Raw genomic sequence first — 26,399 nt, 5'->3', positions numbered from 1 at the left:
AGAAAACTGTACCATCTATACAAAATTGGCACTTTGCTTTTATTTCTTCTATACGTTTGACAACGAGTAATCTAAAGGAGTTTGAAGGGTCTTAAAATCATCTTACTCTTGAAGAAGTAGAATATAGAATAAATTAAAAAAACAGCCATGAAAATTTTCATTACAAAAACAGGAGTGCCATGTATTATTTTGAATCATGGTAAACGGATGATTCACACACCATCAATTAAGTACATAGAAGGAGATGGAAATTATAGTAATATAAATGTGGCAAATGGAGATTCATTAACCTCTTCTTTCACACTTCGATTGTTTTCAGAACAACTTAAAGCTAATTCAGATTTTTTCTCACCAAGAAAGGGGCTTCTGGTAAATCTCAATTTTGTGAAAGAAGTTTTGACTAAGTCAGGAGCATTGTTTGCGAGATTAGAAACAGGAGAAACTCTTCCACTCTCAAGAAGAAAAGGGCGTGCATTAATTGAATACATAAATGACAATGAACTAAGTATAGAAATAAGAGAAGCCATAAAATAAAACCCTCAACCATTAGATAAAAACTTTCAAATTTTATTGAGTGGACATTATAAATTTAGAAATCTTTTAAGCAAATCTTTAAATTATTCAGACATGAAAAAAATTATACTCGCATTTTTCCTTCTCACCACTACCATATCTTATTCCCAATCGGTGGAAATATTGCCTGGAAATAACAGTAATGGTAACATAATAAGTAATTCAGGTTCGTTTCCTGGTTTAAATATGTTTAAGTCTGGTGTATCTAATCCAGATAAAATGATTATTTCTCATAGTCCAAATTTTAATGATTATGGTTTGCAATATCAGGATAATGAAGATGAATTTCATTTTGTAGGGGACGGAAACAGAGTCATGACAGTTCAGCTCGATTTTGGTCGAAATGTTGGTATTGGTACTTCAAACCCTGGGGCCAAGTTAGATGTTGCAAATTCCTCTTCAAGTGGTACTAATGCTAGTTTAAGATTATTACATTCGTCTGCAACAGGTTTTAATAGATTAAATTTTGAGAATTTGTCTCGGGCAAGTAAATGGATGATTTCCGCCAACGTGGCTTCTGCTGCTACTGATTCTCGTTGGAATGTTTGGCATACCTCTACTGGGAATGTTCTTACAGTGGCGGGAGATGGCAAGGTTGGAATCCTTAATGATAATCCTACTTTACCATTTCATGTAAATTCTTCTGCCACTTCCACAAATTCAAGCACTGGTGCAGCTGCAATTGGTAGTTTAACAGGGTTTCACTTAATTTTTGATAATAACGAGATTAATGCCTACAATAATACGAGTGGTACAGCTTTATATTTGAATCAAGAGTCTAATGGTAGAGTAGAGATTGGTGGTAGCGGAGGAACGGCTTCAGATTTAAGGGTTAACGGTTTTACTGAGTTGGGTGGAAGTGGAGCCCCAAACATTAAAATGAAAAAACTTACAGGAACTACAGATGCCGACGCAACGACTACAAGAGCCCATGGCTTGGATATAGATAAGATACTAGCTGTTGAAGTTTTTATTTACAATGGAGCTACTGTGAAGTATCCACCTCAGGATGCTACGGGATCTAGCCAAAGCTATAGGATGTATGTAAATTCAGCAGATATAGGCATGGCCAATGTTTCAGCCTCACTTCAGGGTGAAACTTATAGTATACTTATCACTTACGAAGAGTAGTATAGTACAAAAAGACTATTTCAAAAACCATGTTTCAGTTTCTGAGATATGGTTTTTTTGTATCTATCTAAGTAATGTAATGATTTAATAAAATGACCATAGCTATTGTTTTTTTGTTAAACATTAGTTGAAGTATCATTCAAGCCACCTTATTAAACGGTCACATAACAGAACCTGCCAGTTATTTAGAAAAACCTACCATCTATACATAAAAGCCATCTGCTGTCTTTCTGGTTTCTAAGTTTGAAGTATAGAAGCTCGTTTAAGCGATTTATGCTTAGGCTTTGTCCTTTACAGCCATGATTGTCAGGCTTAAATTTGTCAGAACGCTAATTTGGAAATGGAAACTTTTAAATAATAAACATTGACTTTGCCATGAAAACTTCAACATTAACCAGTAACTCAATTATTTTTGATTATGGTAAAAAGACGGTTCCTTTTGAAAGTATCACACACTTTAAAAGTGAATATGGAAACTACACCAAGGTTTTTTTAAAGGAGCAAGCTAACTTTTTGACAGCTTTTACTTTAAAGCACTATTCAGAAAAACTAAATGACAATTCCAGCTTCATAATTCCGCGAAAAGGAGTGATGGTAAATAAAAGGCATGTGAAGTCTGTGCTAAACCAAGAGCAGGAAGTTTATGTGGTTTTGAACTCAGGAGAAAAGTTTAAAGTAAGTAGAAGAAGACGTGAGCAAATCTTACGCTCATTTATATAATAGATAAATCTAGGCCTTAATTGTTTTGAAATTGACTCAGTTTGATGAAATTTGTTTCAAACAAATCTCTTTAGATGGAGCCTTTAGATAAAATTAACGCACTCACCAATAAGCTTAACAGTTATAGTTTCAAATATTACCAAGAGGCTACTTCTGAAATTTCTGATCAGGAATTTGATTTGTTATTAAAAGAGCTTGAAGATTTAGAGCAAGCTCACCCTGAATTTATAAGGGAAGATTCTCCTACACACCGAGTAGGAGGTACTATTACTAAAGATTTTGAGACTGTTAAGCATAAATATCCAATGCTTTCGCTGTCAAACACCTATAACGAGCAGGAACTTATAGAGTGGGACGAAAGAATTAAAAAGACTCTTGGAGATGCACCTTACGAGTACATTTGCGAAATAAAGTTTGATGGTATATCACTTTCTGTAACCTATGAAAATGGTATTTTAAAACAAGCCCTAACACGTGGAGACGGCACGCAGGGAGATAATATTACCACCAATGTCAAAACTTTGAAGTCTTTGCCGCTTCAAATAGGTAACTTCCAGAATAAAGAAACGTTTGAGATTAGAGGAGAGGGCTTTATGCCCAATGCCGAGTTTCATAGAATTAATGAAGAATTAGTGGCAGAGGGAAAAAGTCCATTGGCCAATCCACGAAATTCTGCTGCGGGAACCTTTAAAATGCAGGATTCGGCAGTGGTAGCATCGCGTAATTTAGACTGTTACGTTTATCAATTTTTAAGCGATAATGATAGTTTTAAAACGCATGAGGAAAGTTTAATTTCTTTAAAAAAAGTGGGTTTTAATGTTTCTGACTCATGGCAAAAAGTGGCGAATATTCAGGAAGCTATTGCTTATGTACAGGAGTGGTCTGAAAAAAGGCATAAACTAGCATGTGCTACAGATGGCATTGTTATAAAAATCAATTCTTACGCACAGCGAGAAGACTTAGGATTTACTGCTAAAAGTCCAAGATGGGCGATTGCTTATAAATATAAAGCGGAATCAAAGTCAACATTGCTCAAAGGAGTTACTTACCAAGTAGGGAGAACGGGGGCGGTTACGCCTGTGGCAGAATTAGAGCCTGTAGAGCTTTCAATGACCACCGTGAGAAGAGCTACACTTCATAATGCTGACGAAATAGAGCGTTTGGGTATTTGTTTGGGCGATTATGTTTTTATAGAAAAAGCGGGAGAGATTATTCCTAAAATAACGGGTGTAGATGCTTCCAGACCCAATGCAGATTTATTTAAACCGAAAGTAGAGTTTATAAAGAATTGCCCAGCTTGTGGCACAGAGCTTATAAGAAACGAAGGGGAAGCTGCCTATTACTGTACCAATGAAAAAGCATGCCCGCCGCAGGTCAAAGGCAGAATAGAACATTTTATTCAAAGAAAAGCATTAGATATAGATAGTTTAGGAGAAGGGAAAATTGAGATTTTGATTGAAAATGGCCTTTTGAAAGACGCCTCTGATTTATATGCACTAAGTCATGACCAAATCTTAGGTTTAGAAAAAGTCCATACAGATGAATTAACGGGTAAGTCGAGAAGAGTTTCTTTCAAGGAAAAGACTGTTGAGAATATCTTAAATGGAGTAGAGGCTTCAAAAAAACAGCCTTTTGCCAAAGTCTTATTTGGTTTAGGAATAAGGTTTGTAGGCCAAACAACTGCAGAAAAACTAGCCGATTATTTTAAAACAATTGAAGCTTTGGAAGCGGCTACACAGGAAGAACTCCTAAATGTGCCAGATGTAGGAGAGAAGGTAGCCGTAAGTATAAAAGAGTACTTTTCTGATGAAGAGAATAAGCTATTTATACAGAAACTTAAAGATGCTGGTCTTCAGTTTGAAGCGGAGAATGTAGTTTCAGAAATGGAAAGCATGGCTTTAGAAGGTATGATTTTGCTTTACACGGGTACTTTTAAGAATTATTCAAGAGCGGAAATAGAACAAAAAATAGAAGCCAATGGCGGCAAATTGGTAAGTGGAGTTTCAAAGAAATTGACTTACCTAATTGTGGGAGAAGCAGCAGGGCCGTCAAAACTAGCGAAAGCCGAAAAATTAGGCGTGCCAATGATTTCAGAAGAGGAGTTTCAAGTTTTTTTTGAAAAGTAGAATATTTGCGTTATTTTTTTAGTAGATGTATGCCTAATAAAGCTGTTTATACATAACTGGATTCAGGGGCATTGTTTTTGTTGTTGATAGATTCAGGTGTTGAAACCTGGAAATTAAACGACAAAGTTGTTTGCTATGCCCCTTGATATGAATCTAGATTTTAAGAGTTTACTGATAGTTTTTTTTATTTTTTCAATTACTAAGGTTTCATTTGGACAACAGATAGCCTCCCAAGAAGGAAAGATTATTGATTTCGATGTCAAGGCTTTAAATGCTTCACTTCTAAGTAATCCCTTAACACCTCAAATAAAATTACCGCTTTATGATGGAGGGGTAGATGTGGTTAATCTAAATTTTATAGAACTCACCAACGGTTTTCAGCCAGCTGATGTACAGACTTTTGGAGGTGTTACTGAAAATACTCAGTTCCCTATAAAATTGACAATAACTCCTTCAGGATTATCTGGTGTTTATAAGGCCCATGGGATGTATGTGTTTTTTGAATCTTTAGATAAAACCAACGAACAACTACATTTTTATACAATAAGCGATGTTTCCGGTTTAGGAGAAGCCGTTTGTAATGTATTAGAAGAGGGTGGTGTTGACATAAAGAATTATAGGACAGCCTCAGAAGCTCCTTTTCCAGTAGGAACTAGTTTAAGAACCTATAGGATGGCTGCAGCTGCACCGGCAGAGATGTTTGTGGCACTAGGCACAAAAGCACAGGTTAGAGACAAAATTGTGTCTATTGTAAATGCTGCGAATTTGATTTTTGAGATAGAAACAGCCATAAGTTTTCAATTGATTTCGGAGTCTATCACTACCATGACTATCATTTTTGACAATGTAAACACAGACCCTTATGATAATCCAGAGACGTTTGCTAGTGCAAGTAAATCCCAAACAGCCTTTAACGATATGGCCACAAGTGGCTTGTTGGCAAAATCTAAATATGATGTAGGGCACACTTTTAATATAGTTCAGTCTGCATGTTATATTTGCGGGCAGGCAGGTCCAGACCCTTGCTCAGATGCTTCTAAAGCAAGAGGGATGACACAGTTTATGGAGTCGGCTACTGTTGGTTCTATAACCGGTCTTTATGTGCATGAAGTAGGGCATCAGTTTAGGGCATGGCATACTTTTAATGCCATGGGTGGCAGTACAGGCAGTCCTACTTTCTGTACCAGTGGCTGGAGTAACACTGCTGCAGTAGAACCAGGGAGTGGAACTACTTTGATGGGTTATGGGAATAACTGCTCGTCCCCTACCAACTATGTAATTTCGGGGGCTAATGAAGATGAGTATTTTCATGTTAAAAGTTTAGAACAGATTTTTAATAATATTTCAGGAGCGGCAGGAACGTGTATTAGTACGAGTGCTACTGGAAATACGCCTCCCGCTGCAAGTGCTGGTTCTGATTATATAATTCCTAAGGGTACACCATTTGAATTAATAGGAACAGCTACCGATGCAAATACACCATACGGAAATCTGACTTTTGTTTGGGAACAATTTGATATAGCTAGCTCTAATGACCAAGGGGCACTAGGTAGTTCTATTCAAGGAGTAGGAGGTTATGCGGCAGTTAATAGTACCACCGCTCCTTTATTTCGGAGTAAACTCCCTTCTTCACATGAGAGTAGAACATTTCCAGACCTTGCTTATATTCTAGGTTCATCAAATAACCCTGACGACAATGTAGGTGAAGATTTACCCCAAGTAGCAAGAGATATTAATTTTAGGTTTACCGTAAGAGATAATGAAAGCGGTGGTGGAGGCGTAGATTCCGATGGAATGGTGCTTACTATTGCAGATTCTGGTCCATTTCAGGTAAGTATAGGGAACACTCCTACTTTATGGTTTCAGGGTGATATGAAAGCAATTACATGGGATGTTAATGGGACAGATTCAGCTCCAGTTAATTGTAATAATGTCAATATTTTAATAAGTACTGACGGGGGAGTTAGCTTTAGCTCACTGGTAACTAACACTGCAAATGATGGCATAGAAAATATTATGGTTCCTGCTATTATTTCTTCAGAGTTTCGTATTAAAATAGAAGCTGTTAATAATGTTTTTTTCGATATTAATGATGTCAATATTGCTATTTCCGATGGTGCATGCGAGGCTGTTTCTAGTACTATTTTCCCAGATGATGCTTATACAGGTTTAGAAGGTTCTGCAGGCTTAAACCTAGATTTGATAGCAAACGGAGACGCTATTACTACTTCATCTGGAGTTTTAGAAGTATCAGATGCAGTTTCAAATTTATCATTTAAGGATACAGATGGAAGCTGCGGGGGACCATCAAATTCAAATTATTACGATGTCTATACTTTTTATGTCTCTGAAATTGGCAATTATGAATTTACCTTAACAGGAGATTTTGGTTCGGTGATGAATCTTTATAGTGGCGAATATAATCCTTCCAATGTTTGCTCAAATTGGATAGCATCATCTGCAGAAAAGAACCCTAGTGATAATACTATTTATTTAACGCCTGATCTTTCTGCTAATCTGGGTATTGGAACCTATCAAATAGTTATGTCTAGTTTTAGTAATTCGTTGCCAAGTTTACCATCCAGCTATACTATAGAGGTTTCTAAAGGTACTATTTATAAAGTTATACCAGAGTTGGGCTCTCCTTATGATTACACTTATCTGGCCTATGATACTACTAGTGGATTAATAAAGAAGTTCACTTCTAATACCGATTTCACGAGTTTGTCTGCTGGAGATTTTAAAATATATGGTCTTTCTTTTGCAGGGGGCTCAGATTTGTCTACTTATTTGGAAGGAGCTTTTACTAGCCTTCAAAACGACATTATTAATGATGTTTTCTGCGGAGAATTGAGCTCAAACAGTAAGGACTTAAAAATAACGGGTTGTCCTGGTGTTCCTGATGCTCCTACGGTAACTGATATTACCATCGATTATGGTGAAACAGGAACATTGACAGCAACCGGTTGTTCTGGCACGGTGAATTGGTTTGAAGTAGAAACGGGTGGAGGTTCAATAGCTACTGGAAATAGTTTTACAAGTCCTGTTTTGACAGAGTCCACAACTTACTACTCGAGTTGTACAGAAACCTGTGAAAGCTCTTCTAGAAGTAATGCAGTCATTTCGGTTCTTCCTCTTTATTGCGAAGCATCAGGTTTAAACTGCTCAGATGATGACATTATAAGTAATGTAACTTTGATGTTTTTGTCAAACGAATTATTTAATGAGTCTTCAGAGTGTGGGTCAGAGGGTTTTACGCTTTACGATAAATCTGATGTGAATTTGACTCAAGGTGAAACTTATAGTTTGTCGGTAAGTAAACTGACGGAATGGCCAGATGGCCTCGCGGTATGGTTAGACTTTAATGGAAATCATATTTTTGAAGAGTCTGAAAAAGTGTGGTCGGAGTCTGCTAATAGCATAGAAATGCAATCTCAAGATATCACAATTCCAGAAGATGTTATTATTGGTCAAATGAGGATGAGAGTAAAAATAGAGTACGACATTGAAGTTACCGAGCCATGCCAAGCTGAAACTGGAAGCACTTATGGCGAAGTAGAAGATTATATTTTGACAATAGTAGAAGATGAACCAGTAAACCCATGTGAGTCGAATGTTACTTTAATAAGTCCTGACGATGATTTTACTACAGGGACTTCTCTTATTCAAAGTTCCGATGAGATAATTGGGAGTAATCTTATCTCGGGTGGTAATGTTACATATGACGCAGGAAAGTCTGTGACGCTTTTGCCAGGATTTGTTGTCAATCCAAGTGCAGAAGATGAAGCCGTTTTTTTTGCGAAAATTGGTGGCTGTGAATAGCCTAAGTCTTATTGAAACAAGAAAATTGTAGATGATAATTTAGTAATAGATACTTGATAGAGAACTGTTTGTTTAGTTTTGCACTTACTTTTGTTGAACACTTATAAAACTTAGTTAACCATTTATCTTATGAAGACATATTGGATTGGTGCCTTTGTGGTGCTGATGGCTTCATATCTTGATTGTGATGGTCAATCACAGCCTTGTGCTACTGATTTTAAGCATATGGATTTGCTTAAAAACTCAGCTTCTTATCGCTCTAGCTTTGAACTTAATGAGTCTCAAGTAGATAATTTTATTGCAAGTCAAAAAGGTTTGCGTGTTGCTGCTGGTTCTGAAGTTTTATACAAAATTCCACTTGTGGTTCATGTGTTAGAACCTGATACTAGGGTAACCATTATGACCGACCAGGAAATAGAGGAAATGATTTCTAGGCTTAATAATCAGTTTAGGGCAGGTGATGGATATGGAGACAGTCAGGATATTAATATAGAGTTTGCTTTAGCTAAAAGAAGTCCTAATTGTGAAGCCACTACAGGTATTGTTAGAGTTGATATGAGTTTGGATGTAACCTATGTTGACCATGGTGTAGCATCTATGTCTGAAAATGGAATTGCAGAGTTAGCTGCTAAATCAAAATCAAACTGGGGTAATGTTAATTATTACAATCTATGGATTGTAAATGAAATAGATGGTGAAAAAGGAAATGGTGTGATTGGCTTTGCGTATTTTCCTGGTGTAGGTGCAGATTTAGATGGAGCTCTTATGGTAGCAGACCGTTTGAAAAGTGAGACGAGCTCGCTACTTGCTCATGAAATTGGCCATGCCTTAGGTACTTATCATACTTTTAATGGGGCTAGTGGTTCTGAAGAAGAGGGCTATTCTTGTCCCGAAAATACAATTCCTACAATTCAAGGAGACAGGTGTGCTGATACAGAACCAATGCATTTTGGGGGTACATATATAAGTAATGGGCTCTTTGATTGTGCACTAGGTTCTAGTGTAATTAACCCTTGTACTGGAAATCCTTATGGAGATTTGTTTAGAAACATCATGAATTATGTTCCGGATGAATGTGCTGTGCTTTTTACTCCAGACCAAAAAGATAGAATGCGAGGAACTTTGTTAAAGGCTCGTAGTTCTCTACTTGGGTCGAGTGCACTGGAAGAAGCCCCATTGATAGTTATGGCTGCGGCTTGTTCTCCTACGGTAGGAAATAAGGCCGACCGTTATTTTGGTATTACTTCGTTTGATTTTGATGAACAAATAGTATCAGAGAGTGGCAGTGTATCGCAAGATGGCTATTTTAGCATAGATAATAGCTGCTATAAACAGGCCGAGGTTAGTCCAGATAGTACTTACTCAGTCGTTATTAAGACTAAGAATTCTAATTACGTAAAGGTTTATATCGACTATAATAATGATGGTGACTTTGAAGATGTGGGAGAAGAAATAGGAAGTGGCTATAGTTACCCCAATAAAACGTACGCTTTTGATTATACTGTGCCAGCTACAGGCGTTTTGACAAATCAAGAATTAAGAATGCGGGTAGTTTGTGACCCTTCTTCGCAATTAAGTGCTTGCCGTTTGCCTGGTAATATCTTCAATGGTTCTGGTCAATCAGAAGATTATGGTATAAAAATAAATGTTCAGGCAGCACGACCTAATCCTTGTCTTTCTGATGTGATTTTAATGGAGCCACTAATTGATGTAGGTTCTGGTTTAAACCTGATAGAAAGTTTAAACAGCATAGTGGCAGAAATTATAATTTCTGGCGGACATACCATTCTTCATGGTGCCGATAATGTAGTTTTAAACCCAGGTTTTGAGGTGAGTGAGGGAGCTGTTTTTACCGCAGAAATTAAAGCTTGCGATAATGAATAGTGTCAGTGTTCGGCCAAAAAATGCCTTTATTAAAAGCGTTTTCTCCTTTATTAAGTGCAATTAATTGACGTATTTTGCGGCTTCTAATATCATTGGAAGTCGCAATTTTATGAGTAATAGTTTGAGAGGTGTTGGAGCTGCCCTAATCACTCCATTTAAAGAAGATTTAAGCATTGATTTTGAATCTTATAAAAAACTGATAGCCTACGTTTCAGAGGAGGGTTGTGATTATCTAGTGGTAAATGGTACTACGGGTGAGTCGGCAACTACTACGCTTTCTGAAAAAGCAGAACTATTAGCCTTTTCTAAAGCAAATAATCCTAAAAACTTACCAATAGTATATGGTTTGGGTGGTAATAATACTGCTCAAATTTTAGAGAATATTTCAAAGACAAACTTTGATGGTGTTGAAGCTATCTTGTCAGTTTGTCCATATTATAACAAACCTTCTCAAGCCGGTATAATAGCTCACTTTACCGCTATTGCTGATGCATGTCCTGTTCCGGTTATTTTATATAATGTTCCCGGAAGAACGGTTACGCCTATTGCTGTCGATACCACAATTGCCTTATCTGCTCACCCAAATGTAATTGCTCTTAAAGATGCATCTACATCTATGGACCAAGCCATTGATTTAAGCAAAAGAGTACCAGCAGATTTTCTTCTTTTATCTGGAGATGATAATTTGGTTACGCCACAGGTTTCTTTAGGTTATCAAGGTGTTATTTCGGTGATTGCGAATGGTTTTCCAAAGGAGTTTCATGAAATGACTTGGGCTGCTTTAAATGGTGATTTCAAGGCATCTGCTACTTTACAAAGACGTTTTCATATTTTCGACGACTTACTTTATAGAGAGTCAAATCCTGTAGGAATTAAGAAAGTATGTGAGATAAGAGGCATTTCTCATGCTCGTGTAAGACTTCCTTTAGTAGAGGCCAGTGAAGGTTTAGGTCAATTGATAGAAGAAGCCATGAAGTCTGAAGGATTCCTTTAAGATGAAGTGGATTGCTTTTTCCTTTTTTCTTCTGTTCAATTTAAATGCTTTTGGTCAAAATATTGACGAAAAGTGGGTGTTGAAATGGAATCAAGAACGAAATGTTAGCAACGATGATTTTTTCTTAGGCTTATCCCAATCTGCCGATTATGTAGCTATTGCTACGCCAATAACTTTATTGACCGCAGGGCTTATCAAAAAAGACCCTTATTTGAAACAGAAGGGTTTACAGTCGGGTGTGGCTATTCTTGGCACTTATGGCATTGGCTATATTTTAAAGAAATCAATCAAAAGAGAACGCCCTTTTAATCAATTAGAAGGAATAAATCCCATTCAATATAAAGATGGCTTTTCTATGCCATCGGGTAGTACTGCCGTCGCTTTCGCATCGGCTGCTTCGCTTACTTCTACGTTTCCTAAATGGTATGTTGCTGTTCCTGCTTTTGGCTATGCTGGTGCTGTAGGTTATGCCAGAATTCGTTCAGGAGAGCATTATCCTTCTGACGTGTTATTGGGTGCCGTTATAGGAGCTGGTTCTGTTTGGGTTTCCGGTAAGCTTATGAAGCTTATCAATAAAAACTAAAGTTCTGTAAACACTTATTAATGCACTAGTTGATAAGAACCCCGTCTTCAATACTTGGATAGTCCTTTTTAAATGGTTCAAGAAGTTAAGACTTGTCATGTTTCCTTTATTGAAGAGGATAGGAATGATCAAAAAAGTTTTGGCCTAAACGTTTAAAGTTGTCCTGTATTTTGAAGGAAAGTGGAGGCTATTTCAGTTTATCTCTTCATAAATGATGGGGGTTCGGTAGAATATTTCGTTGTATTAGAGTAAATGATAAAGAAAAGTACGGATACTGGTCAATAACTTATTGAAAGTTTTGTCCTTTCCTTTGTGGATTTTTCTTTATACATTTAAGCGGTCAGAGGCCATAAAATGGATTTAATTTTATTAAACATGAAATCCATTCTTTAGGATATGACAAACTCTTCTTTTTTAAATAGAAATGGTTCTGGCCTACTTGCCATCTTTATTTGGGTTGGCACTAGTATGATTACTTCTGGTTTAGTCTCATTTAAATTTACCGTTACACCGCCTTGGTTATTAGTTATATTAATTTTTGTAGGTATCGCTATAATCATTACCGCTCTTGTAATTCAAACCTATTTTATATTTAATGATCCTGATAGAGTTAGGAGTGAAGCATACCTATTAGAAAAAGAGAAATTGAAACAAACGATTTCAAGGGAATAAGATGGAACGATTCTCACAATTAATTACAAAATGTTGAAACATTTTTCCTTTATCCTACGAGATAGGCTGGTCTATGCTTAACGGCAGCAACTCGCTACAACTCAGAAAGTAAAATAGTCCTTCCTTCTTTAGCCGAAATCATAGCGGCTTGCAATATTTCCATCACAGTCATATTATTTTCTAAACTAGATAAATCCGACTTTGACATTTTTGCTTCATTCCTAATGACAGCCATCATATATGAAAAAGGGTCATTAAAAGGAGCTGCTCTTTCTTCTAGCATATATTCCTTAGAACCATCCTTTTCGTTTTTCATGATTTCTAGTTCATGCCTCGTATTCGCTTTTAGAAAGCCTTTTTCGGTATAAACCTCCATGTCTTTTCTGTTATAATTCCAGTTCCAACTTGCCTGAATAATACTCTGCGAATTCGAATAAGTAACTATGATGGTGGCTTCATCATCCACTAAAGGATAAATATGTGGTTTGAGCTGCTGTGTAACAGCGGTAACACTAATTGGTTTTTCATTTGGGTGTAACCAAGTAGAAAGGTTTGCACCGTAGCAGCCAAAATCTGTCAATGCCCCTGCACCATTATAGTAAGGGTCTGTAAGCCATGTTAAAAATTCTATATTACAACCTATTTCCTGAGGGCCAGGGTGTCCGTCATGAATCACCATTTTTCTTATTTGACCAAAGGTTTCTTTTTCATCAGCTAAAATCTCTTTGATTTTATGGTTGGTAGGATACCATGTAGTTTCATAATTTGTCAAAAGCTGAATTTGATGCTTTTTAGCCAAAGCTTCCATTTTTCTGGCGTGGTCTAAATTCACTGCCAAAGGCTTTTCCACCATAACGTGTATTCCTTTTGGAGCGGCTTTTTCTACCACTTCCAAATGCCCTCTGATGGTATTAAAAGCACAAATAGCTTCTGGATTTGTGTTTTCCAGCATTGTGTCAATATCATCAAAAAGTATATCTAGCGGTAGGTTATGCTGTTTGAAAAACCTTTCAGCGAGTTCTTTGTTTGGCTCGGCTACGCCAACTAAGTCAAAATCACCGTCACTAGCTCTTTGTAAAACCCAATGAACATGCGTATGCGTTAAACCTGCTACGGCTATTTTCATGGGCTCTTTTTGTGCCACGGCTGTATTGAAATATACACAAAGGAGTAGGAGGGCTAGTGCTTTCTTTATCATAGGGAAGGTCTTTGAGTCCAAGAGATTCGTTGTACTAAAATACTGTTTCCTTTTGGGAACTCCTCCAAGTATTCTTCTTCCAGAGTACCACCTATTTTATAGTAAAAGCCTTTGGCTAATTCATTTTCAGAAAGTACTGTCAAGAAAAGGTTCTCGTCAGGAGCATGGGCTTTTGACCAATCAAAAGCTTTTTGCATTAAGGTTAAACCAATACTCTTTCCTTGATGTGTGGCAAGAACGTGTAGATTATCAAGCAAAGAACCATGCCCAGATTTATGATGTAGGTAAGTGCAGGCAAATCCTATGGTTTTACCTTCATCTTCTGCCAATATTACGTTTTGATTCGGATTATTTTCAGCAAATCTGTTTTTCCAGATTTCTAATCTGTCGCTCTCTAAGTTATCGTCTAGGCAACTGTCTGGTAATATACCTTTGTAATGCTTTTTCCAGCTAGCAGCATGTATTAGAGCTATTTCTTTGTAATCAGACGGTACGGCTTCGCGGTATTTAATCATTGAACTGTGTTAGTCCAATATTCTAGGACCATTTTGGTTGACACCTGAAACAAACAGGTTAGTATGTATATTGGCAGTAGTAAATACGGCTTTCATGGCCTGTCCCACTTTATCAGCCATTTCTTTACCTTGGCTAAATGCAAAAATAGAAGGACCCGCTCCAGAAATACTAGCACCTAAGGCACCCGTTTCTAAGGCAGCTTGTTTAACTTCATTAAAGTAAGGTATAAGTATGGCTCTATTTGGTTCTACTAGATAGTCGGTCATAGAACGTCCTATTAATCCATAATTAGAACTCATAAGTCCAGCCACCATTCCTGCTACATTTCCTGTTTGGGCTATTATCTTTTTTAAGATAGCTTCTTGCCTAAGAATGATTCGAGCATCTTTAGTATTGACCTCCAAATCTGGATGAACTATGCTGACGTAAAGCTCATCTGGCGTGTTGATTTTGATGAAATCTAAAGGTTCGTAACTCCTTATTATTACAAAACCACCTAATAGGGCAGGGGCTACATTGTCGGCATGTGCCGCTCCACAAGCTATACGTTCGCCTTCCATGCTAAATGGAAGTAAATCGCTTATATCTAAAGGGTTATTTAATAATTCATTTGCTGCAAAAACACCGGCAACAGAGCTTGCAGAACTACTGCCAAGACCGCTACCCAAAGGCATTTTCTTATTTAAAACAATGTCGAAACCTGTCTTATTTTGGATTTTATCTAAATATCTAAGTATAGGTACAGAAACCGTATTTTTTTCCGGGTCGTAGGTTAGTTTTCCTTCGTCTCCAGTGATTTCTTGAATAACTATTTTGTCGTCATTTCTTTTGGTAAGAATAACTTCGTCACCGGGATTATCTACAGCCAATCCGAAAATATCGAAGCCGCACGATACATTAGCCACAGTGGCAGGAGCGAATATTTTGATACTTTCTGACAAGGGATTGTTGGCTTAATTTAATGAAGAACTTAAACTGATAATATCGGCAAAAACACCCATGGCGGTTACTTCAGCACCTGCACCTGGGCCTTTTACTACTAGCGGGTTGGTTTTGTACCTACTCGTGGTAAAACTAATAATGTTTTCTGAGCCAGCTAAATTATAAAATGGGTGAGCTTTGTCCACAGTTTCAAGAGCTATGGAAGCTTTTCCGTTTTTAAGTTTGGCTATATACCTTAAAACTTGTCCTTTGGCTTTAGCGTCATTAATCAGCTTTTCAAAAGTGGCGTTTTCTTTATCAAGTTCTATGTAAAAGTCTTCCACAGAAGCGGCAGCCATACAGTTTTCGCTTAAAAGTGGTGTTAATTCTACATCACTAGGCTCTAATTGTAAACCTGACTCACGAGCTAGAATTAATATTTTTCTGGCTACGTCCATCCCACTTAAATCTTCTCTTGGGTCTGGCTCTGTATAACCCATTTCTTTAGCTTCTTTCACCACGTCCACAAACTTCTTATCAACGTCAAAGTTGTTAAAGATATATGCCAAAGTTCCAGATAAAACAGCCTCTATTTGATGAATTTCATCACCACTGTTAATTAAACCTTGAAGGGTGTTAATGATTGGCAAACCTGCACCTACGTTTGTTTCATAAAGAAACTGCACATTTCTGGTGTTGGCAATTTTTTGAAGTCTATCATAATCAACCTGAGAACCAGAATTGGCCACTTTATTAGGTGTGATGATAGAGATGTTGTTTTCTAAAATTCCAGCGTAATGCTGAACAATGTCCTTATTGGCTGTAGAGTCAACAAAAACAGTATTCGGTAAGTTTAAATCTTTAACGTCAGAAATAAATTCACTCAAATTGGCCTTTTCGCCATTCTCATTCAAGTTTTCTTCCCAATCTTCCAAAGCTAAACCTTCAGCATCAATCATCATTTTGCGGCTATTTACCAGACCTACTATCTTGATGTTGGTGTTTTTATGTTTCTTTAAATAAGCCGCTTGGCTTTCAATTTGACTTAAAAGTGTTTTTCCTATAAGTCCGGTAGGACCAACCAAAAATACGTTTAAAGTGAAACCGTCAATCTCGAAGAATCGCTCGTGGATAGCGTTTAACGCTTTGCTAATGTCTTTTCTGTTTATCACAATAGAAATATTAAGTTCAGACGACCCCTGTGCTATTCCTACCACATTGATGCCGTTTTGGCCTAATACAGAAAATAGTTTTCCTGATGTTCCAGAGCTTGACTTCATACCTTCACCCACCACCGCAAGGATAGATAAGTTAGGCTGTACATTAATTTTATCAATATCACCACTTTCTATTTCAGGCTGAAAACCTTCGTTTAATAAGGCTTCCACTTGGCTAGCATCAGATGGGTTAATGGCAAAACAAATAGAATGCTCTGAAGAGGCCTGCGAAATAAAGATGACAGAAATATTGTGGTCTGCCAAAATGCCAAAGACTTTGGCCGAAGTTCCGGCTACGCCAATCATGCCGTTTCCTTCTAGATTTACCAAGGCAATCTCATCAATAGAAGAAATTCCGGTAATAGAATAAGGCGTGCTTCTGCTAACCTTAGAAACCGTGGTTCCAGGATGCTCAGCATTAAAAGTATTTAAAACTTTAACAGGAATTTGCTTTAAGAAGGCAGGCGTTAAGCTCGGTGGATAAATCACCTTAGCACCAAAGTGCGATAACTCCATAGCCTCAGCATAAGAAATATCAGGAATGGTAAATGCGTTTTTGACCTTTCTTGGGTCAGCAGTCATCATTCCATTTACGTCAGTCCATATTTCAATAACTTCCGCATCTAAAGCTGCTCCAAAAATAGAAGCAGTATAATCAGAACCACCTCTACCTAAAGTGGTGGTTACTCCTTTATCATTTGAAGCTACAAAACCCGTTACGCATAAAACGCCACTGTTTTCAGCCGCAAATTCTTGAATATTCTTATTGGTAAGTTCTATTTGAACAGAAGCATTATTGAAATTACTATCTGTTTTTATCAATTTTCTAGCATCAACAAAAGTGGCGTCAATACCTTTTTTGTTAAGTGTGGTAGAAATAATAGTAGTAGAAAGTCTTTCGCCAAAGCTTAAAAGTAAGTCCATAGTACGGGGCGAAATATCTTGTATTAAAGATATGCCTCGCAGTAAGTCCTCAATTTCATTGAAAATAACCTTGACCTTGGCTATAAGTTCACTTTGCTGTTTAACATCTATCAGCCTTCTAATAGCATTGAAATGTCTTTCTTCTACCGAGTGAAGGTGCTCCATGTATTCGGTTTCATCCTCAGCGGCCATCTTGCCTATTTCTATGAAACGATTGGTAACGCCACCCATGGCAGAAAAAACCACGGCTACTTTATTACCTTTTGATACATTATCTTCAATAATTGCTAGAACCTTATTGATACTCTCTACAGTACCTACAGATGTTCCTCCAAATTTTAAAACCTTCATTCTACCTTAATTCGAAATGTTTGAAACTGATTTTTCAGTTTTTCTTTATTTATATAAAGGAAAGCTAAACGGCTGCAAATATAATGATAATGCTTTCTTTGAAGCTATGCTTTGGCCTGCCTTTTTCTATTGATTTCAGGCTTCGCCCTAAAGCTTTTTTGTTTTTTAATGAATTAATTCGATATTTGGCTAATTGTTTCTAACGCTTTCCTAAAAATAAATAATGATTACCACTACATTCAAAGCCTTGAATGACGAGACCCGTAGGTCAATTCTTGAAATCTTAAAAGATGGAGAAAAGTCTGCAGGTCAAATTTCAAACGAATTTAATATTTCAAAGCCAAGTATCTCTCATCACTTAGATTTGCTAAAGCAAGCTAGCCTTATTAAAGCTAAGAAAAGAGGGCAGTTTATCTATTACTCGCTTCAAACTAGGTCTTTAGAGGAAGTGTTTAAATGGTTTGTGCAGTTTAAACCTGACCAAGCAAGACACTTAAACAAACCGAAAATTCGCTTAGGCGTGGCCTAAGAAGTCAAAGCTTCTTTAGTGAATTTCAAGAAACCGTCTAATTGAGCTTTAGAGTTATAAATATGGGTAGATATTCTGATAGCATCTAGTTTGCTTTCAGGTACTACCCTTATTCTAAAACCAGCTTTTGATGCTTTTTTCGAAAATTCCCTGTATTCTAAGTTTTTAGGTTTAAAAGTAACCATGCATATTCTTGACTCAGGTTCTTTTGGTGTCAAAATATCTAAGTGGCCGTTTAATTCTTCTAAACCAGAATATAGATATTGAGATAATTCTCTAACTCGTTTTTCTATTTTGTTTTTTCCTAAAGCCATATGATACTCGGCAGATGCAGCTGCTCCAGCATAAAGCGGAGTGCTTTGTGAGCCGTAATCATATCTGTGAGCAGTAGGGTTATAAGCAGGGAAGGAGGGAGGAGTGCTGTATAAATCCCATCCTGCATCAGAGTAGGCACCTACCTGTATGGCCTGAATACTATCTAAATGCTCTTTTTTAAGGTAAAGGAATCCTGAGCCGTTTGGTCCAAGCATCCATTTATGGCAGCTGGTAGCGTAGCTGTCACAACCTAATTCTTTATAGTTAATGTCAAAAGTTCCTGTACCGTGTGCACCGTCAATAGCAGTAAAAATTCCTTTAGGTCTGGCAAAGTCTGCTATTTCTTTGACAGGGTAAACCTGACCTAGGGTACAGCTAATATGGGGTACTGTGATAACTTTAGTTTTGGGACTTACTAAGCTTTTTATTCTTTCTAGTGTTTCTTCTGCGGTTGCCGCAGGCTCAAAAGTCTTGAGTTTTATTCCATGAAGTTTTGCTCTGTTTAGCCATGGTAATGCATTTCCTACGTGCTCATGTAGGCTAATGATTACTTCATCGTCTTCTTTTAGGTCTAATCCCCAGCAGATAATATTAATGCCTTCTGTAGTATTATGTGTCAAACTGATTTCTTCTTCGCTTGCACCCACAAATTCAGCCAAGACTTTTCGGTATTCGTCGGTATGGCCATATTCACCAGAGGTGTTTGTTTTGTCTAAAGATGTTTTAATAGCATCCAGTACTGCTTTTGGTGAGGGACCAAATGTTCCATTATTTAGGTAAACGCGATTGTCTGTCAATGGGAAACCCTTTCTTACATTATCCCAGAAAGCTTCTTCTGAAGTAATATTTGATGGGTTAATAGTTTGACCTGTAGCTTCTATGGCTGCTAATCCAAGGCCTAATTGACCAAGGAAAACTCTTCTGTTTGATTTCATAGCCAAAAAGTAAGGAATGAAAGCCTATTAAAAAAACGGTACGTCTACTTGATTTGAATAATCAGTATTATGTGCAATTATATAAGGCAAATGAGCAAGGTCTTGTTTGAATGTGTGGTTATTCGCTTTTGATTCCGAATAATTAATGGCTTTAGCCTTAGAATGGATAGCCTATGCCTAGGTTGAAGTTTAGTCCGTAGCTGCTATTTCTTTTGAGTGTAAACTCATCAAGAACAAATCGGTCGCCTTCGTCTCTAGATGGGTCCATGACTTTTATGCCCCAGTCAAATCTAAATTGGAAATAGGAGAGGTCATACCTTAATCCAAAACCTGTACCTACAGCAAATTCCTTGTAAAATCGGTTGAAGTCAAAATTAGCTTTATCCTTTTTGGCTTCTGTTTCTATTTGATGCCATTTCCAAATATTACCAAAATCTAGAAAAGCAGCTAGCTGAATATCACCAAAGAATCGAGCAACCTTCTTTCTGACTTCTATACTCCCTTCCAGCAGTATATCGCCAGTTTGAGGAATAATGTTTCCGCTGGCAGTATCCGGCAAAGCAGACCCCACGCCCAATGCACGCGGAGACCACGCTCTCACGGAGTTACTACCACCTATAAAGAAGTTCTTTTCGTATGGTAATGACTTGTTTCCATAAGGATTTGCCACACCTACATTTAACCTGTATGCTAAACTGGCCGATGGTGCTAGATTGACATAGCGTCTATAGTCTACATTTATTTTTATAAACCGAAAGTACTTTCTTACTGTGTCAGGCGAATTGAAATCTTGGCGTAGTGGAAGTAGTTTTTCTATAAAATTTATACGGTCTTTATCTTTTTGCAGGTTAAGTAATGTTCCTCCAGACTCTACAAATACTCTCAAAAACTTAGAACTAGCGTAAGGCTCTTGTAAGTTTTGGTCATTATAAACGTAAGAAGCGTTTAAACTACTTACAAACTGTGGGTCAAAAGTAGTTTTTAAGTTGTTTCCTAAAGCTTCCTGCTCTAGCAAACTATTATAAAAACTTAGACCGGCTTCATCATTTAAGTTGTAGTTGGTATTGATAAGGTTAGCGTCTAAAAGCGATAAGAAAACAGTGGTAAATCGGGTTGGCTGCCAGCGGTAATTGCTGTTTAGTCTAAAGTTTAGCCTGTTTCCCCAGAAAGGCTCAGAATAGTTAAATCCTGCACCAAGCTGCGTTCTTGGATTTTTTAATCGCAAGCGTTCAATGTCTTTTCCTAAAACAGTAATGTTAGGAAAAGTCATACTCACATTAGTACCTATCTCCCAGCTACCACGCACATCTGTAGTACCAAGGGGCGACGGCTGACCTTCTCTAAAAACACGCCCAGAAGCCTCAAAGATCTCTAGTTTTTTGATAAGATTTCTTGCGGTTAAGGTCACGGGTACACCAAAACCTAAGAAACCAGAACTTCCGTTATAAACATGGTTAAGCCCAGGACCTGTACTGATAGAGTATTTCTGTAATTGCGGAGCAAAATACTCTAAACTCACTTCCTCATTATTGATGGGGTTAATTTGGGAGCTAGCAAACGAAAATTGATTCAAAAGACCAATTTGTCTTTGGGTTTCAGAAACTTCGTCAATATTATAAATAGTACCTGGTCTTGAGATAACTTTCTTGTCTAATATTTTCTCAGGAATGCCACTATTGAGTGTGATGTATTTTACCTCGTTAATTAAAACCGTATCCGCTTTATTTGAAATGTTGACGGCATATGGGTCAAAGCCTTTAAAAACCACCTCTTTTATGGCGTAGCTTTTATGAGCGTCGGCGTTTGGAGGGTTTAAAACGGTGAATCTAAGGTTGCCTCTTTTTTTAGCGTAAAACTCTTCTTCAGAATAGTTGGCATTGATGGCCTCGTGCACTATAAATTGATTTAAGAAATTATAATAGCCCTTTTGCTTCGCCAATAATTCTATTCTAGCTTTTTCGGCTTCTACTTTTTGTATGTCAAACAAATCACCTGCTTTAATAAGTTGCTCACTTTCGTGGGCAAAAATCAAGCTGTCAAGTTTTGGGTCAAGAACCTCATAAAAAACAGTGTCAATAACGTAACCTTTACCTTCTTTAACTTGGTAAGTTAGCTTTGTCATGTCAGTTCCTAGCGGCTTGTCCATGGCGTAAGACACTTCAGCATCTTTATAACCACGGTCTTTTAAGTACTTTTCTAAAATCTTTGAAGTGTTTTCCGCTTTTGAGCTGCTTGTTACAGCTTGTGGCTCACCAATATTTCTCCAAAGCCAAGAGTTTTCAGAAGCAAGGTTTTCCTCTGTCTTTCTTATTTTTCTTCTGAAGCGTTGTTTTATTCGTTCAGTTTTGGCGTCGGCAGTGAACTCTTCAGGGTAACTTTTTAATTGACGCTGATATTTTTCAAGTTTTTGCTTTTGCTTGACAGGCTTAAACTGATTTAAGCCAAAATTATAGAACCAAACTCTTGGTGTAAACTGTATCCAAGGAATATTAAGCGGTTTATTATTAGGTCTTTGGTTAAGTGGAATTAGTGTGGCTAACTCTTCGCTATGTACCTTGGTGTTACCTTTGAAATCTTGCTCTCCCAGCAAAACTTCATTCTCTTTAAGCTGAACTTTATGGCTGCAGGACAGCAAAAAGCTAGAAAAGAGTGTGAGCAATATGAATTTAAAAAATGTTTTCAATACCTTTCGAATGCCGACTCTTTTAACAATCGGGGAGGACTTTATTAATTTAGGTTTAGAACGAACTACCGCTCAGAAAAGTGAATGGACTAAGTAAACAAAAGCAAAAATACATTCAATCGCTACATATTAAAAAATACCGACAGCAATTCGGTCATTTTATAGTGGAGGGTCAAAAGTCTTTGGAAGAGCTGGCAAAGTCTGACTTTGATGTAAAAGAGGTATACCTGACAGAAAAAGGAAGCGACCTACGTATAGCCAATGCCGAAATAAACTTCTGCTCTGAAAAGGATATAGAGAAGGTTTCCTCCTTTAGAAGTAATAATTATGGGGTAGCTGTGGTGGCTTGTAAGCCGAATTTAAAGCCTATTATCAAGAATGATTGGGTATTAGCTTTGGATGAAATACGTGACCCTGGGAATTTGGGTACTATTATAAGAATAGCAGATTGGTATGGAATTAATAAGATTATTTGCTCTGAAAACACTGTGGAGCTTTATAATCCAAAAGTGATTAGTTCTACTATGGGGTCATTTGGCAGAGTTCATTGTTTTTACACCAACCTTTCGGAGTATTTGGCGGAGCTCAATTTACCTGTTTATGGAGCTTACCTTAACGGTCAAAATATTCATCAACTAAGTTTTCCTGAAAGTGGTGTATTATTAATGGGCTCTGAATCGCACGGTATTTCAGCCGAATTAGAGAAAACTGTAAGTAACAAAATTACTATTCCAGCTTTCGGGGAAGCAGAATCATTAAATGCAGGTGTAGCTACAGCTGTAATACTAGATAATATAAGACGGTCTTAAATCAAGGACTTAGTCTGTCAGTTTGCCAGCTGTTCTCTTTTTTGCTAAATAAAATGCGGTCATGTAGCCTGTTTTGACGGCCTTGCCAAAATTCAATTTCAGTAGGCTTTAGTCTATAGCCACCCCAATGAGGAGGCCTTGGTATAGGGTTTACATTTTTGTATTTTTCTTCTAATTGTGCATTTTTTTCTTCTAGAACAGTTCGGTCTTTTATGACGGTACTTTGATTACTTACCCAAGCACCTATTTGACTAAGTATTGGTCTAGAATGGTAATATTCGTCAGACTCTTCTTCTGAAACTTTTTCAATAATACCTTCAATTCTTACCTGACGCTGCAGAGCATCCCAGAAAAAAGTCATGGCTGCATTTGGGTTCTTTTCTAGTTCAATTCCCTTGTGACTTTGATAATTTGTAAAAAAAACGAAGCCATTTTCGTCAAAACCTTTGAGTAGAACCACCCTTGCGGTAGGTTTTTCATCACGAATGGTCGACAGAACCATGGCGTTGGGTTCCTTAATTTCGCCTGATTTGGCCGCTTCCATCCAGTCAGAGAAGAGCGAAAAGGGCTCAGAGCCAATGTTTTGCTCCAAAAGCTCGTCTCTATTGTAATTTACGCGTAAGCCCGATAGATTATTCTGTTTAGTCGACTTTCCAACCATTTTCTTCTTATTGGTGTATTATTAATAAATTGCAGTCGCAAATATATAGAATCATTTTACCTTAAAACATGATGTCTGACAACAACACTCCTTTAGATAACGGAAGTGCCGAGAAAGATTTTTCGGATGAAAACAAAAAAGATATGAATACGAAAGAAGAGAACGCTGGGGAAGAAGTAGAAAACAAAGGATTAGAAACTACACCTGAAGAGAAAGTGGTAGAAGAGGTTTCTGCAGAAGTAGTGCCAGAGCCTGAAATAGTACAAGAACCAGAAGTAGTAACTGAGCCGGTGGTGGTAGTGGAAGAAACTCCAGTAGTTTCTGAAGTAGCGGAAACAGTAGCTGAAGTGTCAAGCCGTGCGGAGAGCCCTAAAGCATCCGAGGAAGATATTGAAGAAATAGAAGACGATGAAGCTGAGCATTTCAGTTCTGACGATATCGATGTTGACAAGTTTGACAAAAAGGATTTTGTGGATTTGGCTGAAAAAATGCTAGATGCTATTTCTAAAAGTTCGGTCAATGTAAATGATGTTAGAAATGTTGACTCCGTTTATAAAGAAATAAGAGCGGCTTATGACGAAATTCATGGTACGGAGGTAGATGAGGCTAAAGCTGCGTATGTAGCTAGCAATGGTAATGATGAAGGTTTCGCTTTTAAGAATGATAATTACGATATAAGATTTGAGTCATTAATGATTCAAATTAGAGATTCTAAAAATGCATTTTTTAGAAATCTTGATGCTTTAAAAGAAGACTATTTCGAAAGGAAAACTAACCTTCTTCAGAAATTAAGAGAGGTAGTAGACGAGGAAGAAAAAGGCGGTTCAAAGGAAAACTGGGAAGCTTTTAAGGCTGTTCAAAATGCATGGCGTGATGCTGGTAATGTAAACTCACCACATAATGGAAGTTTATGGTCGGCTTATAATGCTTTGCTTGATAGATATTTTGATATCAGAAGTATTCAAAATGAGTTGAAAGAACTTGACCGCAAAAAGAATCTTGAAATAAGAGAGGAATTTGTGATTAAAATAGAGGAGATAGCTGCCAGTCTTAAAGACCAAGAGCTAACTAGTAGTTTACTTAAAAAGGCGAATGAATACCTTAATGAGTATAAGCAAACTGGTCCTGGTCCAAGAAAAGAACAAGAGGTTCTTTGGGAGCGTATGAAAGCTGCTTTTGATATCATTTATGATAAAAGAAGAGGGCAGAATGAGGAAAACGAACAACTAATGGGTGAGGTGTTTGCGGCCAAGTCTTCTTTGGTTGAAAAATTAAAACCTTATGCCAATTTTGATAGTGATAGAATAAACGACTGGAACGCAAAGACAAAAGAAGTTCAAGAGATTCAAGAGCAATGGACCAAATTAAAGGGACCCATGCCAAGAGATAAAGCTAGAGATACTAGTAAGCTTTTCTGGAAACTATTGAAAGATTTCTTTAAAGCGAAATCTGCTTTCTTTAATAAGTTAGAAGTGGAGCGTAAAGTAAACTTAGATGCTAAAGAAGGTTTATGTAAGCAAGTGGAGGCTTTAGTAGAGGCTGGTGACGTTTCTGCAGATAATACTAATACAGTAATTAACCTTCAAAAAGAGTGGAAGAATTACGGTCATGTACCTCAGAAATTTAAAGATTCTATTTATAAGCGTTTCAAAAAAGCTTGTGATGCTTTCTTCGATTTAAAAAGAGCTGAAGGCAGCGAGAAAGAGAAAGAGTACGTGGCTAACCTTAAAGCAAAAGAGGAGCTATGTGCAGTGATAGAAGGCGAGATTAAAGACAAAAAGACAGACCTTACCAAACTTGCGGCTTATAAGAAGCAATATGGTGATTTGGGCTTTGTGCCTAGAAAAAGCATGGACGCCATTCAGAAGCGATTTGTGGAGGCTATAAACGCCTATGTGCTTAGCTCTTCAGATATAGACAAAGATGAGAAGGATAAGCTGATGCTTAAAAACGAAGTGGAGGTTACGCTGAAAACTGGTGGCAACCCACGTGCATTAGAGCGTCAAGAAAACGATCTAGTAAGAAAGCTAAGAACTTTTGAGGATGAGGTGACTCAATTAAAAACAAATATCGAATTTTTTGGTAGGTCTAAAGGAGCAGAGAAAATCAAGGCTGAATATCAAAAGAAGATAGAAAAGGCTGAAAATGAAGCTAGTAAAATAAAAGAAAAGCTCAACCTAATAAGAGAGGTATCTTAAGAGGAAAAAAAGTGAAAGAAAAAGATGTTTTTTTTTTGCGGAAAGCTTGCAAGTTAAAAATGTCAATATTACTTTTGCATCACTTTAACGGAAACACAAAGATTCTTTCTTTAAACTTCCCTTAAAAACAGAGGCCTCTTTAGCTCAGCTGGTAGAGCAACTGACTTGTAATCAGTAGGTCATTGGTTCGATCCCGATAAGAGGCTCTTCAAAAACCGATTCAGAAATGAGTCGGTTTTTTTTTGTTTAATATTTTGTTTTTAGGAACAAATGGGGGGCAAGAGCAAAAGTTGGGGGATTGTCGTTAAATTCTGAATTTTGAGAAAACTTAAGAAGTCAAGAATTGGAAGAATTAGTAAGGCTTTTGTTGCCAGAAATATTGGTTGATAATTTCAACTTAATAAAATTCAATAAGTATAAGAAGTCAGAGATTCTACGAATATATCTGGAAGAAAAAGGAGATGTGCCAAAAGAGCTATCGCATCTAAAACTGCATTCAAAAGTCTTCTTTGATGAAATAACTATCCAAGACTTTCCGATTCGTAATTACAAGGTATTCCTTCATGTCAAACGTCGTAAATGGAAGGATTTAGAGAGTAACAAGAATGTAACTGGTAGCTAGTAGCACGGTGGACGG

At 37.3% G+C, this 26,399-nt stretch carries 20 protein-coding genes and 1 tRNA gene; 14 read left to right on the top strand and 7 right to left on the bottom strand.

Features of this window, described 5'->3' with window-relative positions; translation table 11 throughout:
* Nucleotides 1-147: 147 nt before the first annotated feature.
* The 9 genes from AC0L6O_RS15715 to AC0L6O_RS15675 all read left to right on the top strand — a co-directional run bounded on the left by AC0L6O_RS15715 (nt 148) and on the right by AC0L6O_RS15675 (nt 12,505).
* The gene (locus AC0L6O_RS15715) at nt 148-534 is read left to right on the top strand and encodes a LytTR family transcriptional regulator DNA-binding domain-containing protein (protein ID WP_473303653.1); all 387 of its coding nucleotides are present in this window, start codon (nt 148-150) and stop codon (nt 532-534) included.
* 93 nt (nt 535-627) lie between these two features.
* Nucleotides 628-1,704, top strand: a complete 1,077-nt coding sequence (locus AC0L6O_RS15710) for a hypothetical protein (RefSeq protein WP_473303652.1) — start codon at nt 628-630, stop codon at nt 1,702-1,704.
* A gap of 375 nt (nt 1,705-2,079) precedes the next feature.
* Nucleotides 2,080-2,424, top strand: coding sequence for a LytTR family transcriptional regulator DNA-binding domain-containing protein (locus AC0L6O_RS15705; RefSeq protein ID WP_473303650.1), 345 nt, complete (start codon nt 2,080-2,082; stop codon nt 2,422-2,424).
* A gap of 74 nt (nt 2,425-2,498) precedes the next feature.
* The gene (ligA, locus tag AC0L6O_RS15700; protein WP_473303648.1) at nt 2,499-4,550 is read left to right on the top strand and encodes an NAD-dependent DNA ligase LigA; all 2,052 of its coding nucleotides are present in this window, start codon (nt 2,499-2,501) and stop codon (nt 4,548-4,550) included.
* Between the two features lie 147 nt (nt 4,551-4,697).
* Entirely contained in the window at nt 4,698-8,372 is a 3,675-nt protein-coding gene (locus AC0L6O_RS15695) for a GEVED domain-containing protein (protein WP_473303647.1), read from the top strand.
* Between the two features lie 129 nt (nt 8,373-8,501).
* On the top strand, nt 8,502-10,256 hold the full coding sequence (locus tag AC0L6O_RS15690) for a GEVED domain-containing protein (protein WP_473303645.1): 1,755 nt from the start codon (nt 8,502-8,504) through the stop codon (nt 10,254-10,256).
* A 109-nt stretch (nt 10,257-10,365) separates the two neighbouring features.
* Entirely contained in the window at nt 10,366-11,250 is an 885-nt protein-coding gene (dapA, locus tag AC0L6O_RS15685) for a 4-hydroxy-tetrahydrodipicolinate synthase (RefSeq protein ID WP_473303644.1), read from the top strand.
* A gap of 1 nt (nt 11,251) precedes the next feature.
* Nucleotides 11,252-11,833 carry a phosphatase PAP2 family protein gene (locus AC0L6O_RS15680; protein ID WP_473303642.1) on the top strand — a complete coding sequence of 194 codons (582 nt, stop codon included), beginning with the start codon at nt 11,252-11,254 and terminating at the stop codon, nt 11,831-11,833.
* A gap of 396 nt (nt 11,834-12,229) precedes the next feature.
* The gene (locus tag AC0L6O_RS15675) at nt 12,230-12,505 is read left to right on the top strand and encodes a hypothetical protein (RefSeq protein WP_473303641.1); all 276 of its coding nucleotides are present in this window, start codon (nt 12,230-12,232) and stop codon (nt 12,503-12,505) included.
* Nucleotides 12,506-12,599: 94 nt separating this feature from the next.
* On the opposite strand, the gene AC0L6O_RS15670 is transcribed toward AC0L6O_RS15675, so the two are convergent.
* Genes AC0L6O_RS15670 through thrA form a run of 4 tightly spaced genes read right to left on the bottom strand, consistent with a single transcriptional unit; the run spans nt 12,600 to nt 17,632 of the window.
* The gene (locus AC0L6O_RS15670) at nt 12,600-13,703 is read right to left on the bottom strand and encodes a Gfo/Idh/MocA family protein (protein ID WP_473303639.1); all 1,104 of its coding nucleotides are present in this window, start codon (nt 13,701-13,703) and stop codon (nt 12,600-12,602) included.
* Complete coding sequence (locus tag AC0L6O_RS15665) at nt 13,700-14,218, bottom strand: GNAT family N-acetyltransferase (RefSeq protein WP_473303637.1); 519 nt, start codon at nt 14,216-14,218, stop codon at nt 13,700-13,702. Before AC0L6O_RS15665 ends, AC0L6O_RS15670 begins: the two co-directional genes overlap by 4 nt.
* Nucleotides 14,219-14,227: 9 nt before the next feature.
* Nucleotides 14,228-15,160, bottom strand: coding sequence for a homoserine kinase (locus AC0L6O_RS15660; protein WP_473303636.1), 933 nt, complete (start codon nt 15,158-15,160; stop codon nt 14,228-14,230).
* 12 nt (nt 15,161-15,172) lie between these two features.
* On the bottom strand, nt 15,173-17,632 hold the full coding sequence (gene thrA, locus AC0L6O_RS15655; protein ID WP_473303635.1) for a bifunctional aspartate kinase/homoserine dehydrogenase I: 2,460 nt from the start codon (nt 17,630-17,632) through the stop codon (nt 15,173-15,175).
* 223 nt (nt 17,633-17,855) lie between these two features.
* Between thrA and AC0L6O_RS15650 the strand changes: the two genes are divergently transcribed.
* The gene (locus AC0L6O_RS15650; RefSeq protein WP_341224470.1) at nt 17,856-18,161 is read left to right on the top strand and encodes an autorepressor SdpR family transcription factor; all 306 of its coding nucleotides are present in this window, start codon (nt 17,856-17,858) and stop codon (nt 18,159-18,161) included.
* On the opposite strand, the gene AC0L6O_RS15645 is transcribed toward AC0L6O_RS15650, so the two are convergent.
* Together AC0L6O_RS15645 and tamL are read right to left on the bottom strand one after the other, a co-directional pair.
* The gene (locus tag AC0L6O_RS15645; protein ID WP_473303633.1) at nt 18,158-19,411 is read right to left on the bottom strand and encodes an aminotransferase class V-fold PLP-dependent enzyme; all 1,254 of its coding nucleotides are present in this window, start codon (nt 19,409-19,411) and stop codon (nt 18,158-18,160) included. The genes AC0L6O_RS15650 and AC0L6O_RS15645 overlap by 4 nt on opposite strands.
* A gap of 157 nt (nt 19,412-19,568) precedes the next feature.
* Nucleotides 19,569-22,070, bottom strand: a complete 2,502-nt coding sequence (gene tamL / locus AC0L6O_RS15640) for a translocation and assembly module lipoprotein TamL (RefSeq protein WP_473303632.1) — start codon at nt 22,068-22,070, stop codon at nt 19,569-19,571.
* Nucleotides 22,071-22,174: 104 nt separating this feature from the next.
* Between tamL and AC0L6O_RS15635 the strand changes: the two genes are divergently transcribed.
* Entirely contained in the window at nt 22,175-22,903 is a 729-nt protein-coding gene (locus tag AC0L6O_RS15635) for a TrmH family RNA methyltransferase (RefSeq protein WP_473303630.1), read from the top strand.
* Between the two features lies 1 nt (nt 22,904).
* Here the strand turns inward: AC0L6O_RS15635 and pdxH are convergent, their stop codons facing one another.
* Complete coding sequence (gene pdxH, locus AC0L6O_RS15630; RefSeq protein ID WP_473303628.1) at nt 22,905-23,564, bottom strand: pyridoxamine 5'-phosphate oxidase; 660 nt, start codon at nt 23,562-23,564, stop codon at nt 22,905-22,907.
* Nucleotides 23,565-23,632: 68 nt separating this feature from the next.
* Between pdxH and AC0L6O_RS15625 the strand changes: the two genes are divergently transcribed.
* From AC0L6O_RS15625 to AC0L6O_RS15615, 3 genes are all read left to right on the top strand, one after another.
* Nucleotides 23,633-25,762, top strand: a complete 2,130-nt coding sequence (locus tag AC0L6O_RS15625) for a DUF349 domain-containing protein (RefSeq protein WP_473303627.1) — start codon at nt 23,633-23,635, stop codon at nt 25,760-25,762.
* A gap of 133 nt (nt 25,763-25,895) precedes the next feature.
* Nucleotides 25,896-25,968 (top strand) — tRNA-Thr (locus AC0L6O_RS15620).
* 137 nt (nt 25,969-26,105) lie between these two features.
* Nucleotides 26,106-26,384 (top strand): ISAon1 family transposase N-terminal region protein, encoded by a 279-nt coding sequence (locus AC0L6O_RS15615; RefSeq protein ID WP_473303625.1) that lies wholly within the window; start codon nt 26,106-26,108, stop codon nt 26,382-26,384.
* Nucleotides 26,385-26,399: the final 15 nt, after the last annotated feature.

The sequence above is a fragment of the Arcticibacterium sp. GJ41-1 genome (assembly GCF_055808875.1).
The sequence above is the reverse complement of the archived record's forward strand: the minus strand, read 5'-3'. Positions and strand labels throughout refer to the sequence as shown.